The 15585-nt window shown below is 45.7% G+C and carries 14 protein-coding genes; 6 read left to right on the top strand and 8 right to left on the bottom strand.

Annotated elements, in window-relative coordinates; genetic code table 11:
- Window positions 1-130: 130 nt before the first annotated feature.
- Window positions 131-706, bottom strand: a complete 576-nt coding sequence (locus tag J4N23_RS01215) for an alkylphosphonate utilization protein (RefSeq protein WP_207425183.1) — start codon at window positions 704-706, stop codon at window positions 131-133.
- A 56-nt stretch (window positions 707-762) separates the two neighbouring features.
- Window positions 763-1539 (bottom strand): exodeoxyribonuclease III, encoded by a 777-nt coding sequence (xth, locus tag J4N23_RS01210; protein ID WP_207425182.1) that lies wholly within the window; start codon window positions 1537-1539, stop codon window positions 763-765.
- Window positions 1540-1794: 255 nt separating this feature from the next.
- Here xth and J4N23_RS01205 point away from each other — a divergent pair, with 255 nt between their 5' ends.
- From J4N23_RS01205 to J4N23_RS01195, 3 genes are read left to right on the top strand one after another with little or no spacing between them, the layout of a single operon-like run.
- The gene (locus tag J4N23_RS01205; protein WP_207425181.1) at window positions 1795-2538 is read left to right on the top strand and encodes an ImuA family protein; all 744 of its coding nucleotides are present in this window, start codon (window positions 1795-1797) and stop codon (window positions 2536-2538) included.
- Window position 2539: 1 nt separating this feature from the next.
- Window positions 2540-4042 (top strand): DNA polymerase Y family protein, encoded by a 1503-nt coding sequence (locus J4N23_RS01200; protein ID WP_207425180.1) that lies wholly within the window; start codon window positions 2540-2542, stop codon window positions 4040-4042.
- A gap of 14 nt (window positions 4043-4056) precedes the next feature.
- Window positions 4057-7281, top strand: a complete 3225-nt coding sequence (locus J4N23_RS01195; protein ID WP_207425179.1) for an error-prone DNA polymerase — start codon at window positions 4057-4059, stop codon at window positions 7279-7281.
- 27 nt (window positions 7282-7308) lie between these two features.
- On the opposite strand, the gene J4N23_RS01190 is transcribed toward J4N23_RS01195, so the two are convergent.
- Window positions 7309-7842 carry a hypothetical protein gene (locus J4N23_RS01190; RefSeq protein ID WP_207425178.1) on the bottom strand — a complete coding sequence of 178 codons (534 nt, stop codon included), beginning with the start codon at window positions 7840-7842 and terminating at the stop codon, window positions 7309-7311.
- Window positions 7843-7986: 144 nt separating this feature from the next.
- On the opposite strand from J4N23_RS01190, the gene J4N23_RS01185 reads away from it, so the two are divergent.
- Both J4N23_RS01185 and J4N23_RS01180 read left to right on the top strand, forming a co-directional pair.
- Window positions 7987-9225, top strand: a complete 1239-nt coding sequence (locus J4N23_RS01185; RefSeq protein WP_207425177.1) for a BamA/TamA family outer membrane protein — start codon at window positions 7987-7989, stop codon at window positions 9223-9225.
- Window positions 9226-9324: 99 nt separating this feature from the next.
- Window positions 9325-10161, top strand: a complete 837-nt coding sequence (locus tag J4N23_RS01180) for a hypothetical protein (RefSeq protein WP_207425176.1) — start codon at window positions 9325-9327, stop codon at window positions 10159-10161.
- Between the two features lie 49 nt (window positions 10162-10210).
- Here the strand turns inward: J4N23_RS01180 and J4N23_RS01175 are convergent, their stop codons facing one another.
- From J4N23_RS01175 to J4N23_RS01160, 4 genes are all read right to left on the bottom strand, one after another.
- Entirely contained in the window at window positions 10211-10651 is a 441-nt protein-coding gene (locus J4N23_RS01175) for a VOC family protein (protein WP_207425175.1), read from the bottom strand.
- Window positions 10652-10795: 144 nt separating this feature from the next.
- Window positions 10796-12073 (bottom strand): MFS transporter, encoded by a 1278-nt coding sequence (locus J4N23_RS01170; RefSeq protein WP_370527225.1) that lies wholly within the window; start codon window positions 12071-12073, stop codon window positions 10796-10798.
- 28 nt (window positions 12074-12101) lie between these two features.
- On the bottom strand, window positions 12102-12764 hold the full coding sequence (locus J4N23_RS01165) for an SGNH/GDSL hydrolase family protein (RefSeq protein WP_207425174.1): 663 nt from the start codon (window positions 12762-12764) through the stop codon (window positions 12102-12104).
- 129 nt (window positions 12765-12893) lie between these two features.
- On the bottom strand, window positions 12894-13889 hold the full coding sequence (locus tag J4N23_RS01160; protein ID WP_207425173.1) for a tetratricopeptide repeat protein: 996 nt from the start codon (window positions 13887-13889) through the stop codon (window positions 12894-12896).
- Between the two features lie 138 nt (window positions 13890-14027).
- On the opposite strand from J4N23_RS01160, the gene J4N23_RS01155 reads away from it, so the two are divergent.
- Window positions 14028-14942 carry a DMT family transporter gene (locus J4N23_RS01155; protein ID WP_207425172.1) on the top strand — a complete coding sequence of 305 codons (915 nt, stop codon included), beginning with the start codon at window positions 14028-14030 and terminating at the stop codon, window positions 14940-14942.
- Window positions 14943-15249: 307 nt separating this feature from the next.
- Here J4N23_RS01155 and J4N23_RS01150 read toward each other — a convergent pair whose 3' ends face one another.
- A complete protein-coding gene (locus J4N23_RS01150) occupies window positions 15250-15513 on the bottom strand; it encodes a hypothetical protein (protein ID WP_207425171.1) in 264 nt (87 codons plus the stop codon).
- Between the last annotated feature and the right edge of the window lie 72 nt (window positions 15514-15585).

The raw sequence follows: 15585 nt of genomic DNA, 5'->3' as shown, positions 1-15585 counted from the left end.
TTAAGACTTCTACTTCAACTAGTTGTAATGATGTGATGGAACAGGAGCTGTGGTTGGGCAGAGTAAAGATGAAGTAAATGTCAGCCAAATTAAGTAGCTGACACTTTTGATGGTGCTATCCTTCTAGGCGTTAAACAGATTTCCGGATAAATTTGGTAAGAATAACGATGGTATCGCCGTTAATTTTTCCTTCTACCTGTTCTGCGTTGTCGGCAACCAGTTTTATTTTCCGGACGATCGTTCCCTTAGGAGCAATGTAGTTGGTTCCTTTCACATTGAGATTTTGTGTAAGCACTACGGTGTCTCCGGATGCTAACACTACCCCGTAACTGTCTTTGTGAATTACCTTTCCTGCTTCCAGTTCTTTTTCCGCATTTGCCCAGGTAAGAAAGGATTCATCAAGGGCTGCAGCTTCCATAGCGTCCCTCGCCCATTCTTCATTAGAGAGATTGCTTAACAATTTGTAAGATAATACTTTAACTGCCGGTACCTCACTCCAGATACTACCTTCCAGGCAACGCCAGTGATGAACATCCGAATAGTCTGCTGCCTGGATTTGCGTAAAACAGGTGCTGCAAAGTACTACCTGATCTTCTATCCGGTCGTCAGTTTTAGGTGGAACTGCATAAGCGCTTAAATTTCCCTGATTGCCGCAAAGTTCGCAGGTGTTGTTGCTTCTTTCCTGAAGTTGTGTATGTAATGCCATGTACCGCAAAAATAGGGTTAATCAGGAAGGAAAACTTTCTTCTCCAATTTTTCTGTTTAAGCATCCTTCAGCTCGATCCAGACAGGAGCATGGTCACTTGTTTTTTCCCATCCCCGCACCTCTTTGTCCACTCCTGCTGCTAACAAGCGGTCTTCTAATTGAGGACTTAGTAGAAAATGATCTATTCGTAAGCCTGCATTTCGCTGGTAAGCATTTCGGAAATAATCCCAGAAGGTATAAATGGTCTCTTCAGGATAGAGCTTACGAAGAGCATCGGTCCATCCCTGATCGGTTAGTTCCTTAAATGCAGCTCTTACTTCCGGCCGGAACAGCGCATCTTCTCCCCAACGCTCGGGTTTGTACACATCCTTTTCTGTAGGCATTACATTAAAATCACCGGTTAGGATAACAGGCTCATTCAGCGAAAGTAATTCTTTTGCATGAGCTTGTAATCTACTAAACCAGCTCATCTTATAGTCGAACTTTGGTCCGGGAGCTGGGTTACCGTTTGGAAGATATAATCCGGCGATACGGATCCCATTCACATTTGCTTCAATATATCTGCTTTGTTCATCCTCATCGTCGCCGGGCAAGCCTCTCCTCACCTCCTCTATTTCCAGATTGCGGGTCAGGATAGCCACTCCGTTCCAGCTCTTCTGACCATGCCAGATGGCCTGATACCCTATTTCCCGGATTGCCTGTTCAGGGAACTTCTCCTGCGGAGCTTTCAGTTCCTGAAGGCAAACTACGTCAGGACTTGTTTCCTGTAACCAGCGAAGTAATACCGGTAAACGACCATTGATTCCATTAACGTTGTAGGTAGCTATCTTCATTTTGCTAAATCTTTTATTGTTTAATAAGCACTATTGAAGTGGCAATAGTTTTAACTGCAGTTTAAAGAAAAGCAAAAAGGAAAGATTAACCTATTTTTTTATTAGAAATGCTATTCTAATTCGCGGCATGATATTATGTCCCTCTGTTTTTTCTTATCCCGGTCCTAATCAGTTACTTGAAAAATCCTTCCTGTATTTTTTTACACATCCTATAAATGCTAATATTTTTAGCATTATTTTTGTGCTTTCTAGGGTATGGAACAGCGTAATTCAAAAAAGGAAATTATTTCAAAACTGCAACAGGAAATTCTTCATCTGGAAGGGTTTAAGCCAGCGCCAGCAGGTGTTAATAGTGTAGCAGGATTGGGGCCTGTTGAATCTGCTTTTCCCAATAAAGTCTTCCCCACAGGCGCCCTGCATGAATTCTTGAATCTGATCCCTGAGCAAAGTGCTGCTTCTGGGGGCTTTATTGCTGGCTTGCTGAAAACACTTATGCAACAAGGTAGCCTTTGTATATGGATCAGCAGCCGGCGCGTACTTTTCCCTCCCGCTTTAAAAGCCTTTGGCGTGGAACCCGATCGCATCATTTTTGTAGATCTGGCGGCCGACCGGGACGTGCTTTGGGCTATGGAGGAAGCATTGAAATGTGAAGGTTTATCCGCGGTGATCGGGGAAGTTCGGGAACTGACCTTTACACAATCGCGGCGTTTGCAGTTGGCTATAGAAAAGAGCCAGGTGACGGGTTTTGTACTCCGGAGCGATGAACGTAAGCTGGGTGCAAATGCCTGTGTTGCACGATGGAAGATTAGCCCTATATCCAGTGTATTGGAAGAGGGTATGCCCGGAGTGGGTTTTCCGCGTTGGAATGTAGAATTGCTGAAGGTTCGTAATGGTAATCCAGGGATATGGCAGATAGAATGGTCTCCGGAAGGATTTAAGCTGATCACTCAAGAGCAGGTAAGGGTTGAGCTGCCACTACAAGAACGAAAAACGGGATAATATGCAAAAGCGCTTTGTTTCAATATGGTTTCGTCATCTGCTTACAGATTGGTTTAGCCTGCGCCAGCCTGAACTGGCTCAGCTGCCTCTGGTTTTTGTTCGTCCGGAGCGTGGCAGAAAGATTATTACTGCTGTAAATGTTTCCGCCGCAGCGGAAGGAATAAGCAAAGGAATGGTGTTGGCAGATGCTAAAGCGATGGTTCCTGAGATCCAGGTGTTTGACGAGAAGCCAGGGCGGGAAGCTAAATTATTGGAGGCTTTGGGCGAATGGTGCATCCGCTATACCCCGGTGGTAGCGGTAGATCTTCCTGATGGTTTGATTCTCGACGTATCCGGCTGTGCACACCTTTGGGGAGGAGAAAAGAGCTACTTAAAAGAGATCATTAACCGACTAGGCAGTAAAGGATATCATGTACGGGTAGCTATAGCAGATACGATCGGTGCTGCCTGGGCGGTTGCGCGATTTGGGAAAGTAAGTCCTTTGGTAGAAAGCGGCAAACAAACCGAAGCACTGCTTCCCCTACCTCCTGCTGCTTTACGACTGGAGCAGGACGTGTTGCAGCGCTTGCATAAGCTGGGATTTTATCAAATCAGCAGCTTTATAGGCATCCCCCGCTCTGCTTTGCGGCGGCGCTTTGGCGAGCACTTACTGTTAAGATTAAATCAGGCGCTGGGACAGGAAGCTGAATACATAAGTCCGCTGCAGGTAGTGGAACCATACCAGGAGCGATTGCCCTGTCTGGAGCCTATTCGTACCGCTACAGGGATTGAAATTGCAGTACAGACCCTTTTGGAAACGCTCTGCAAGCGACTGCATCAAGAAGGCAAAGGTTTGAGAACGGCAGTTTTGAAATGTTACCGTGTGGATGGGCAGATCCAGCAGGTAGCTATTGGTACCAATGAGCCCAGTCATCATATCCCTCACTTGTTCAAGTTGTTTCAACTTAAAATAGCTGATATTGAACCTGCTCTTGGGATAGAACTATTTGTGATGGAAGCTCCCAAGGTAGAAGATGTATCGGTAGCGCAGGAAGCTTTGTGGGCCAGCAATACTACTGTAAATGAGCTGGAAGTAACGGAATTGCTGGATCGGCTAGCGGCTCGCATTGGTCCTGATACCATTCATAAATATTTACCTGATGAGCATTACTGGCCGGAGCGCTCTCTAAAAACAGCATCCTCCATCACTGCAAAACCCGCTATTGAATGGCGAAGCGACCGGCCCCGGCCCATGTTATTGCTAGCGCGACCCGGCCGCATTGAAGTAACTGCACCGGTTCCCGATTATCCGCCCATGTCTTTCCGCTATAAAGGGCAGCTACATTATATTAAGAAAGCCGACGGTCCTGAACGGATAGAGCGAGAATGGTGGCTGGAGGCAGGCGTGCATCGCGACTATTACCAGGTAGAGGACGAAGAAGGTCGGCGGTACTGGCTGTTCCGCTCTGGTCATTATAGTAGTGATGCCCCTGCTGAATGGTTTATTCATGGATTTTTTGCCTGAGGAAGAGAACAAATATGAGCTATGCAGAATTACAGGTCACCAGCAACTTCAGTTTTCTGAGAGGAGCTTCTCATCCCGAAGAATTGGTAGAACAGGCCCTTATTTATGGATATAAAACCATTGCCATCACCGACCGCAATACGCTGGCTGGCATTGTTCGCGCCCACGCAGCAGCAAAGGGAAAAGAGATTCGACTTATCCCGGCCTGTCGCCTTGATTTATTGGATGGCCCCAGTTTGCTGGCTTATCCTACTGATAAGAATGCGTATTCCAGGCTTTCTGCCTTGCTTAGTACAGGAAATCTGAGGGCGGAGAAAGGGGAATGTCACCTCTATAAAGCAGATGTCTATGAGTATAGTAAAGGACTGAAACTAATAGCCTTACCCCCATCCGGTTTAACCGCTGCTTTTGATTTTGAAGCGAATTTTAAACAACAATTGCAGGAGTACCGGGAGGCCTTTGGTGACAATCTTTATCTGGCAGCATGTCGCAGCTATCAGGGTGATGATCATAAAAAGCTTTATCGCTTAGCGCAGCTGGCCGGGCAGTTACAAATTCCACTGGTCGCTACCAATGATGTGCATTATCACGAACCTAATCGCCGGGAGTTGCAGGATATACTCACCTGTGTCAGAGAGAAGTGCACCATTCATACTGCAGGATTTAAACTGCATCAGAATGCCGAGCGGCACCTGAAACCGATAGATGAAATGTTACGCCTGTTCCGGCAATACCCTGATACTATTGAGCGTACCCTTGAAATTTCGGAGGCCTGCCAGTTTTCATTGGCGGAGTTGAAATATGTGTATCCCGAAGAAATTATTACCGAGGGACGTACCCCCCAGGAAGAGCTCGTTTACCTGGCCTGGAAAGGTGCTAAAGAACGCTTTGGAGATCCGATACCTGAAAAGATGGTGAAGTCCATTGAGCATGAGTTGCGTTTTATGGAGGAAATGAACTATGCATCGTATTTTCTTACTGTATACGATATCGTCCGTTTTGCCAGGGAGCAGGGAATCCTTTGCCAGGGACGGGGTTCTGCAGCCAACTCTACGGTTTGTTATTGCCTGGGCATCACCTCTGTTGATCCCACTAAGTTTGATCTTTTGTTTGAGCGCTTTATCTCTTCTGCCCGCAATGAACCGCCTGATATTGATGTGGATTTTGAGCATGAACGCCGGGAGGAAGTCATCCAGTACATCTATAATAAATACGGTCGAGATCGGGCAGCCATTGTAGCAACCGTTACTCAGCAACATCAAAAGGGGGCAATCAGAGATGTGGGGAAAGCGATGGGTTTGTCAGTGGATACAATTAACCGTCTTTCAGGTGCTATATGGGAGTTTACCGATGAGTGGTTCGAAGAGCAGCGATTGTTGGAACAGGGACTAAATCCCAGGGATCCGCATTTGCGCAAAGTACTTCAGTTAACTGCCCAAATGATGGGTTTTCCGCGTCAGCTGGGACAGCATACAGGCGGCTTTGTCATTACCCAGGGTAAACTTACTGACCTCTGCCCTATTCTGAATGCCCGCATGGAAAACCGGACCAATATCGAGTGGAATAAAGATGATATTGACGCACTGGGATTTTTAAAGATTGACGTGCTTGGCTTGGGGATGCTTACCTGTATCCGAAAAGCTTTTGATCTGGCTAAAGAGCATTATAATCAGGATTTTACGCTGGCAAATATTCCGCAAGACGATCCGGTAGTTTATGATATGATCAGCGCGGCAGACACAATAGGCGTTTTTCAGATTGAAAGCCGAGCACAACAAACTATGCTGCCCCGTCTTAAACCACAATGCTTTTACGATTTGGTGATTGAAGTAGCCATTGTTCGTCCGGGGCCCATTCAAGGCGATATGGTTCACCCCTACCTCCGTCGTCGAAATGGAGAGGAAGCAGTGGTATACCCATCGAAGGAACTGGAAGAAATCCTGGGGAAGACGCTGGGTGTGCCGTTATTTCAGGAGCAGGCCATGAAGATTGCCATTGTAGCCGCCGGTTTTACACCTGCAGAGGCTGATGAACTGCGCCGCAGCATGGCTACCTTTAAAATGAAGGGACTGGTGACACAATTTGAAAAGAAACTGGTGGATGGCATGACCGCCCGGGGATATGATGAAGAGTTTGCCCACCGGGTTTTTAAACAGCTGGAGGGATTTGGGAGTTACGGTTTCCCGGAAAGCCATGCGGCCAGTTTTGCTCTGCTGGTATATGTTTCGTCCTGGATCAAATGCTACTATCCAGATATCTTTGCCGCTTCCTTATTGAACAGTATGCCAATGGGTTTCTATCAGCCGGCTCAAGTAGTAATTGATGCAAAGAAGCATGGTGTAGAAGTCCGTCCAGCAGATATTAATCACTCCTACTGGGATAACGTGCTGGAAGAGAAATCTGGAAGTTACTTCGCTATTCGTTTAGGCTTTCGCCAGATAAAAGGGATGCGTGAGGACGATGCCGATGTGTTGGTGGCCGGAAGAGGTACAGGGTATAAAAGCATTGCTGCTTTACGCGATGCCGGTGTCCCTCATGCCGCCCTTGAACGACTGGCAGATGCCGATGCTTTTCGCTCATGCGGGCTTGACCGGCGACAGGCTTTATGGGAGGTTTCGGCCTTGCATGACCGTCCGGTAGCATTATTCGAAGGGCAGCCTTCAGCCAGCAGTCTTGAAACACAGATCAGTCTTCCGCTAATGAGTATGCCCGAACATGTAGTACATGATTATGCTACTACTGCACTGTCGCTTAAGGCCCATCCACTTAGTTTTATCCGCGAAAAGCTTCGCTTGCTGCACATTCTTTCCTCGAAAGAGATAAACGATGTAAAAGACGGCACGCTGGTGAAGGCTGCAGGTCTGGTACTGGTCCGCCAAAGACCCGGAACTGCGGGCGGAGTTTGCTTTATCACCATTGAGGATGAAACAGGCTTCACCAACCTGGTGGTATTTCAAAGTTTATTTGAAAAGTACCGTAAAGAAATTCTCGGCGCCAAGCTATTGATGGTGGAAGGAAAGCTGCAGCGCGAAGGACAGGTGATCCATGTGATTGCAAAACGATGTTTTGACCTGACCAAGTTGTTGCGAGGACTAAGCGTTACTGAAAATGAACACCTGCCCCTACTCACACTTTCACGAGCAGATGAAAAAACTCCTTTTCCGGCAGAAAACAAACGAACTCAGGTGAGGGAAAATGCCCAACCGGAAGTCTTCCCGAAAGCCAGAAATTTCAGATAGGTACCTGTAAAAAAGAAATGTCGTGTGCTAAACGTCTACTCCAATCAATATCTGAAAAAAGGCGTCGTACAAGCCTTTCAACACACTTACGTCGGTAATACAACCGTCCACCTGTAATTCAAGGAAGGGAACTTTACCATTTTCATCCTCAGTAAGGTATTGAACAATCCCGAGGCAAAGACCAGGAACCGACTGAAGCAGCTCTCTTGTGGAAGCATCTGAAAAAATTGCCTCTGCTTTCCCTTCCTGATTTGTTTTTACCACGAACTTCTCATCAAACTCACGATATCCCAGCACAGCGTCCTGCATCCCGAAGAATTTCCCCAATTCGTCAATAAACCCCTGAGGGTGAATGGAAAAACGAAAGTCAATTTGATTGTAGATGATGGAGCTATAGGTGGTTTTTTGGCGGGTGCCGTCTAATTCAAGAATCACCCGGCGTTCATTTTGTTCCAGCTCAAGACGTAAGGCAGGTAGAGGACTTAAAACCTCCAGCTCTCGCTCGACCGCTGCCCATACCGCGTCAGCGTTTTCTCTTGTGATAATTAAGGGTTGTTCCATTAAGCGTTAATTTTTCGACAATAGAACTTTGCAGAACCTTTTTAGTTTGAAGCATCAGAAGAATTTAACATTGGCATCATCTTACTCTCAAAAACAGCATTACCTGCCAACTGTTAATCATACCTAATAATACAACATCACCCTATGCTAAAAACGCTTCTGACTATACTATGTCTACATATCGCAGTGACCCTCAGGGCACAAGTTCTGATTAGTCCGCAGGACAGCACGATTAATCAACTTCCCGAAACCGTCACACCTCCTGATACTCCTCCAGCTGATACGGCTGCTGCCGCCGCTATTTCTCAAGCCAAAAAAAGCAGAGATAAAAACCCCTCAGGGATCGTTCCGGCTGTGGATCTTCGGGCTTTGGATGGACTCTTCTTAGGGATAGGATACAAATACGTGAGACCTGACAGCTCGGAAAGAGCACATTCTATCCTACAGAAGGTAGCACTTTTAAAAAACTTGAACTCAGAAGCGGTACAAGCAAAATACCAGGGCGAGTGGCTCTCTCTTTTCCGAAGCACGGATCTAATTATTAATGCCTTTGCAGATATAAAGGGCAATATCATTAATTATTTTGGCAGAGGTAACAATACCTATTTTGATCAGTCTACTGATTTCAGGCGGTTCTACCGGGTGAAGTTTTCCTTATTTCAGATTGATCCGGCATTCAGATTTAACCTTTCGAAATCCACCTCTATAGCCGTCGGTCCGTCCCTTCAGCATTTTACCTTTGATCCTGGTGATAATAACAACAGGTATATAAACAGCCCGCAAATCATTAGGGAATACGACTACCTGCAACAGGATAAAACACACGGAGGACTTGCTTTAACTTTTAATGTAGACAAACGAGACGATGTCCTGCTACCAACGAAAGGTCTTTTTTTCTCGGTACGCTTACACGGGTATGCGGGGTTGAATCAGTATTCAGGCTCATACACTCAGGCCTTTCCTAGCCTGTCCGTATATACTGCCCTCAATAAAAACCGTAGCTGGGTATTAGCCAATCGTATGGGCGCTGGCTTTACGGCTGGAGCGCCCGAATTTTACCAACAGGCTTTTCTGGGGAGCCAGGATAATCTGCTCGGATACCGAAAGTTTCGTTTTGCCGGCGATCACCTCTGGTACAATAACCTCGAAACCCGTATTACTTTATTGAACCTCGAAGGAAAACGGGTAAGTGGAAAATTTGGCTTGCTGGGCTTCTATGATGTTGGCAAGGTGTGGACTTTCCAAAGGATGCCGGGGAATTTGCATCACGGTTATGGAGGCGGGTTGTTCGTAAGTCCCATGAACCGTTTTGTTGCGCGGGCAGTAGCTGGTTTTTCAAGCGAACGGATGCAATTAACTGCAGCTATTAGCCAAAGGTTTTAAGCGTTTTAAACTGTTGATAGGACTAGACTCATCTAAAAGTTTCGGGCGGAATGTAGCAAAGATCGCTACTTCTGCGTATTGCTTCGAAACTATTCTAAGATGAGAATAACACGCACACTAATTGTCAGCACCTTCATTCTCCTTACAGTTGCATGTAAAGATGACCCAGCATCTGAACCTGAGACCCAAGTTACTGCCGCCGACCAGAGAGCAGCCGAGTCTGTGATGGAAGTTGATCGTTTTATTAATGAGCTGGAGTTTATAGCGAGGTCCATCCGGACTAATTATCCCAATCAAACTGGTATATTAAGCGGTACCACTATTACGGCTGGACGCACAGATGAAGGCAAAGAGAAGTACGATATTACTTTTAATAATTTGCTCGGGGCTGATAACAAACGCCGGACGGGAATGCTTAGCGTCGTGTTGGAGGATGCGGTTGAAAATGGGACTGTGGTCGCCGGAAAGCACGTTCATGTACGTTCAGATGATGAAACGAAGCTGTATTCAGTAGAGGGTGTGAAGTTTAAAGGTTCACTTATCTATTCAAATATTGCTGCTGCAAAAGCCACCCCGTCTATCCTGATTGATCACCTTAATGCACAAAGTTTCCTTTTGAAACCCAGTGGCGAGGAAGTTAAATTTTCTTCCACACGTAAAAGCAAGTGGTTGGCAGGAAATGCTACCACGGACATCCAGGACGACAAGTTGGAGATGAGTCAACAGGATTATTCCCTTGCTATCAAAGTGGCCTCTACTGAATTTATAGCAGGGACAAATATCAATCCGGTGATCTTGGACTACGGCTGCGCTCAGTCTTTATTTTCTCCGAAAAAAGGTGTTTTGAAAGTAGAGCATCTAACAGGAAATACCCGCAAATTAGTCTTTGGAAATGGCAATTGTTCAGATACCGCGGTTGTTCAGCCATTCAATTAGTGTATAGCTACTTCCCTTTCCCCGAAAGTGGAAGTAGCTATACTTTACTTTAGCTTGCCTGTGCCCTGCAATTGAACATCCATTGTATTCCGAACTTATCCTTACAGCTGCCGTAGTAGGCACCCCAGAACATATCCTGCAGTTCCATCTCGATTGCTCCCTCTGCAGACAAGGCATCAAATAGTCTCTTGGTTTCTTCCCGAGTGTCCGGCTCTAAATTAATGTAGACGTTGTTTCCTGCATTTACTTTAAATCCCATGGACTCGGGCGCATCAGTGCCCATCAAGACATGTCCTCCTAAAATAGGGAGCTCAATATGCATAATCAGGCTTTTGTCTTCTTCCGGCAATGGGGGCATCCCCTCCTGCGCGGGAATGTCTCCAAACCGTGCAATCTCACAGGAGAAATCACCTCCGAAAACAGATTTATAAAAGTTAAACGCCTCCTCGGTTTGGCGGGTGAAATTGAGATACGTGCTTACTCTTGCCATAGTACTTGTATTTAGAAGTTTCTATTTGCTGAGCCTGCCGGGCTCTAGCGTTCAGCAAAGTTATAGTATCGGCTTTGGTGGAGTACGGGTCAAAAACGACTTTTTGAAGGGCTGCTTCCGCCATTTTAATTACTTAGACAACCTTTAGTATGCCTCTTCGTGTTTTCTGGTAAGCCGGTACACTGCAAACATCACCAGGGCAGCCAGCACGGTAAGGATGAGGTAGCTGTAACTCAGGTTCACTCCATCTTTAGCCGGAAGTACGGCAATAATTCCATAACTGAGAAAAGAAACAATGACGTACGTAATACCGCCCGTTAATCCTCCGGCTATGCCGGCGTTCTTTGGAAAGCGACCGAGACAAAATGTAAAGTAATTATTGAAGATGTAGCCGGCTGTTACATGAATGATGAAGGCGAAAAAGACCAGCGTATACAGATTGTGAAACAAGGGCAGCAATATCATCATCGCTAAAACGAATAACATTTGCAGCACAATGTTGAAGGCCATTTTCGGAATGAAGGGTTTTCCGATGGTTGCTTTGCCAGCAAATCCCCCAACCATCCAGGCGAACCCAAGCACCAGGGAGCAATAGCCGGAAACGACAGGCGACAAATGCAAAGATTCTTCGATGATAAAGGGCCCTGTCATGTTGTATACCATAATCATACAATAAGCAATGCCCAGCATGAGAATCCCCAAACTAAAACTGGGCGTCTTGATCATCTCTACATAAATAGCTGCAATCTTTCGCAGCTGAAAGTCGGAGAAGTGTCGTAGCGTCTCTCCGCTGAAAAGGAATTCGAGTACCAATAAAACTGTAGCTAAGCCGGCCAGGAAGTAAAAGTTAGATTCCCAGCCGAAACTGGTCTGCAGGTAGCCGCCGATAAAAGGCGCAATGATAGGTCCACTGGACCAGATAATAGTGAACAGGCTTAAATAGTGTTTACGCTGTTCACCTTCGTATACATCCACAAAAAAGGCACGTTTGGCTACTACGATAGTGGCCACGGTGATACCGTGAATGATACGCATCACATATATCAGGTAGAGATTATCTGTTTCGGCAATCACTACCGAGGAAATCACAAAAATAAGCAGACAGGCAAGGCTGAGCTTGTATCGGCCAAAGCTGTCTATAATGCTACCAATAAAGAGCTGTGCTACGCCATAGCTGATAAGGAAGAGACTTAAAGTAAATTGAACATCGAGGTTACTTACTTTTAGGCTCGTAGCCATACTCGGTAGAGAAGGGATATAAATGTCGGTAGCAAAACCGGAGAGCGGTATTAATGCGAAAGCTAAGAGCGTGGCGATTCCCTGATGACGTGTTTCCAGCGGTTTTATTTTTCCAGTAGCAGATAACATATAGGGCGCAAAAGTAGGCTTTCGCTGAAAAAGCTGAAGGAGCTGGCGGAACATTGCTTTGTCATTTTACCGCAGGGTGCCACTAGGGCGTTCGTAAAAACTTTTGAAAAGCCTCAAAGGCGATTAAACGATCAAAGATTAAACGATGTCCTGCGTTATTTAAATGCACCCCATCTCCCGCTGAGAACTGGGGAAGAATTAAATTATCGGCAGTGTTGAGAAGGTGGTAGTAACTGAAGAGTTGGGGCCCGAATCTGTGGCTAAAATCCTGGTTAAGATCCTTGAGTAAATGCCGCCTGTCGGCACTCAAATTCCGGGGTTGGGTTCCGGTGATAATGTAGGCAATACGTCTTTCCCTAAGCGCATCTGCCACGCGTGAAAGATTGTCTCCAAATTCTTTTCCAGAATATCCATTGGCTATATCATTAGAGGGAAGATTGATGATTACCAGGGTGGCTCCAAGTGCGATGGCTTTAGTTACATTTCGGTCGGGATCAGCCAGGGGCCTTCCCTGTGCAGGGACAAAATCGCTGGGCATTATGTGAAAGCTCGTATAGCCGCCCTGAGCCAGGTTTACCAGCGTCATTCTCGGCGATTTGTTCTGAAGATATTTCCCAAGCAGGCTTACCCAGGAAGAATCTGAAGGAGAAGCTCCTGCTCCGGCTGCAGTAGACGAACCAAGGATGATAATCTTACCTTCTTTGTCTTTTGGATGGATAAATTCATCGCCCTTTTTACAAGACATCAAACAAAGAATAGCGAGAAAAAAAGTTATTCTGAGGGCGTATGGCTTCTGCATACTTGATGTAAACAAAAAATCAGCCAAGCCCTTTGAATCCAGCTAGAAAACAGCTGTTCAGGACGTGAAGATCCATTATTGCCCCAGTCGTTCCTTTATCCATGCATTCATCTGTACGACTTGCTGAGGATGGGAGGCTACCCAGGCTGCTGCAGTTTTATCGCTATGCTGAATGATATAATTAACAAAAGTTGGGAAATGGTCGGTCTTGCTTAGCGCTCCAAAAGTCTTCGCTTTCGACAAAAAGAAAGGGTCCGCATTTCGTTTTTCAGCAACTTCAGTAACTGCCCTGAAAATTCCCCGCAATTGCTCCTGGACTAATTTTGTTCTGGCAGCCTGATTCCCTGCGGTAGACGCTGCGTTATTCAGTGCTTGATTCAACGCAACCGTTTCCGAATCTCCCTTCACTCCCGAAGCACCTTTTAAAACCCCTCCCTTCAAAATGCTTTGCATGTTATTCCATGATTCGGCCGCAAAGGCGCCTTTCGGTTCTAGCCAAAGAAAATTACAAAGGGCGAGTAAGGCCGGCGCCCGTTTGTTTTGATGAAAGGTTACCAGCGCATACAGCCGCATAGAAGCAGCATGCCCGGGACTTAACTGCAACGACTTAATGGCTGCCTGCTCCGCTTTCGAATATTGGTGACTGCGAAAGTAAGCCAGCCCTAAGCCATAACTCAATAAGTGATTGTTTGGATCAAGGGCGAGTGCTTTTTGGTAACTTTCTATTGCTTTGGCTGCCGCACCTGTCTTATCGTATAAACCGCCCAGTAAACTATAGGAGCTACTAAGTAAATGCTGAGGGGTACGCTCTTGCTTTACTACCTGTTCGAATTCGCTGATTGCTTCTTTGCTTTTGCCAACCGTATGCAGCGAGAAGGCCAGTTTGTACCTCGCTCCTACATTTCCTGTATCCAGCGCTAAGGCGGCTCTGTATTTTTCAATCGCCGCCAGGTAATTGCGGGAATCATATAAGGTATTCGCTTCTGCCAGATGGTTGCCGTCTTGCGCAGTCGCCCCAAAGGCTATAAAAAGCCCCAACATCAACCCTAAAACCTGTTTAATTCTATCCATTTTTATCAAACGCCTAAAGATAAAAATTTGATACTTACCTTTTCTCGGGAATGCTATCCGTCGAAAGCTGCCAATATTACTACATTTGCAGCATCCTGACTTTCCTCCCGGAAGATCGAATCAACAGACAAAGATTTAATGGAAAAACATAAACAGGGATTAACGCTTATTGGATTTGCCATTGCTTTTGTTGGGGCAATTTTGTTTTCAACCAAGGCGATCATGGTGAAGCTGGCGTTTGCGCAGCTTAAAGTCGATGCACTTTCTTTACTTACCCTCCGAATGGTGTTTTCTCTTCCTTTTTACCTTATTGCTGCATTTATGATTAGTAATAAAGAAGGTAACGTACGGATGTCCGGAAAACAGTGGTTTTACCTGATTCTGCTGGGGCTCTTCGGCTATTATTTGAGCAGCTTGTTCGACTTCATAGGGCTCCAATATATTTCTGCCGGTCTTGAGCGGCTCATCCTTTTTCTTTATCCCACCTTTGTAGTTCTTATCAATGCTCTCGTCTTTAAACAGAAGATTAACCGGAATCAGCAGGTTGCATTGTTATTGACCTACACAGGTATAGGGCTCGCTTATTTCGGTGAACTAAAAGTTGACACCTCAAACCCTAACTTTCTATGGGGCAGCTTTTTGATCTTTCTTTGTGCCATCACCTACTCCATTTATATTGTAGGTAGTGGCCGCATTATAAATCAGATAGGTCCTGCTAAATTCACTGCCTATGCCATGCTATCGGCAACCGCAGGCATTTTTATTCACTTCTTGATGCGGGGAGAGTTTGAGGTGTTGCACCAAAGCAGGGATTTGTGGTGGTACGGATTTGCACTAGCTATTATTGCCACCGTGATACCGACCTTTATGTTGTCTGCTGCTATCAAAAAGATAGGCTCTAATAACGTAGCCATCATTTCCAGTATCGGGCCGGTGTCTACCATTGTCCAGGCTTATTATTTTCTGAACGAAGAAATCTTTCCTGAACAAATTGCAGGTACAGTGCTGGTGGTGATCGGAGTATTATTGTTAAGCGTTAAACGCGATAAATGACCTGCTGAACCTAAAAACAAAGTCCGGCGGCGTTTAGAGCGCTGTCGGACTTCATTAAGCGTGACGAGAGTCTTTCTTATTCATGACCTGTATCAGCTGAATCTTTGCCTGATTGATCTAGCTTGGCTATCAATTAAATCAGGAATATGAAAAAGATTAGCACAGTCGCCTCCCTGTTTATTCTCTATTTTCTTTATGCCGTTTGCTTGTTAGGTAAACGAGTAAGAGACTTCGCCAGCTTCTTATTTATGACGACGGGTAAACATCCGAGCGTTAAGCCGGGGCACTGACGGGCCCCTACAAAGCCCTAGGAGCTGTAAGTTGGATCAGGGTCTGGTGAAAAGTTATTGAACTTTTCAGGATAAGGTCCTTTATTTGCATTCTGATCCTGGGTCATGCCGGAAAACTGGCTTTTGAGTTTATCGACATAGGGCCTGGCTTTCTCCTTCCATTCAGGTGCTCTCGCTTTTAAATCATCTGCTATAGAAGTTCCGTCAGGACGCTTTTTCGTAATATAATTTACAGCTGCAGCTACCGCCGCACCCGTAACTAATAATCTAAGTAAACCCATATTTTTTCTTATAGTTTAAGACATTAAACCAAAGAAGGTGCCAAGATCCCTAAAAGGCGAAACTAATTGAAC

The sequence above is a fragment of the Pedobacter sp. SYSU D00535 genome, assembly GCF_017355855.1.
Taxonomy (GTDB): Bacteria; Bacteroidota; Bacteroidia; order Sphingobacteriales; family Sphingobacteriaceae; genus Desertivirga.
This window is presented reverse-complemented; position numbering and strand designations above follow the sequence as displayed.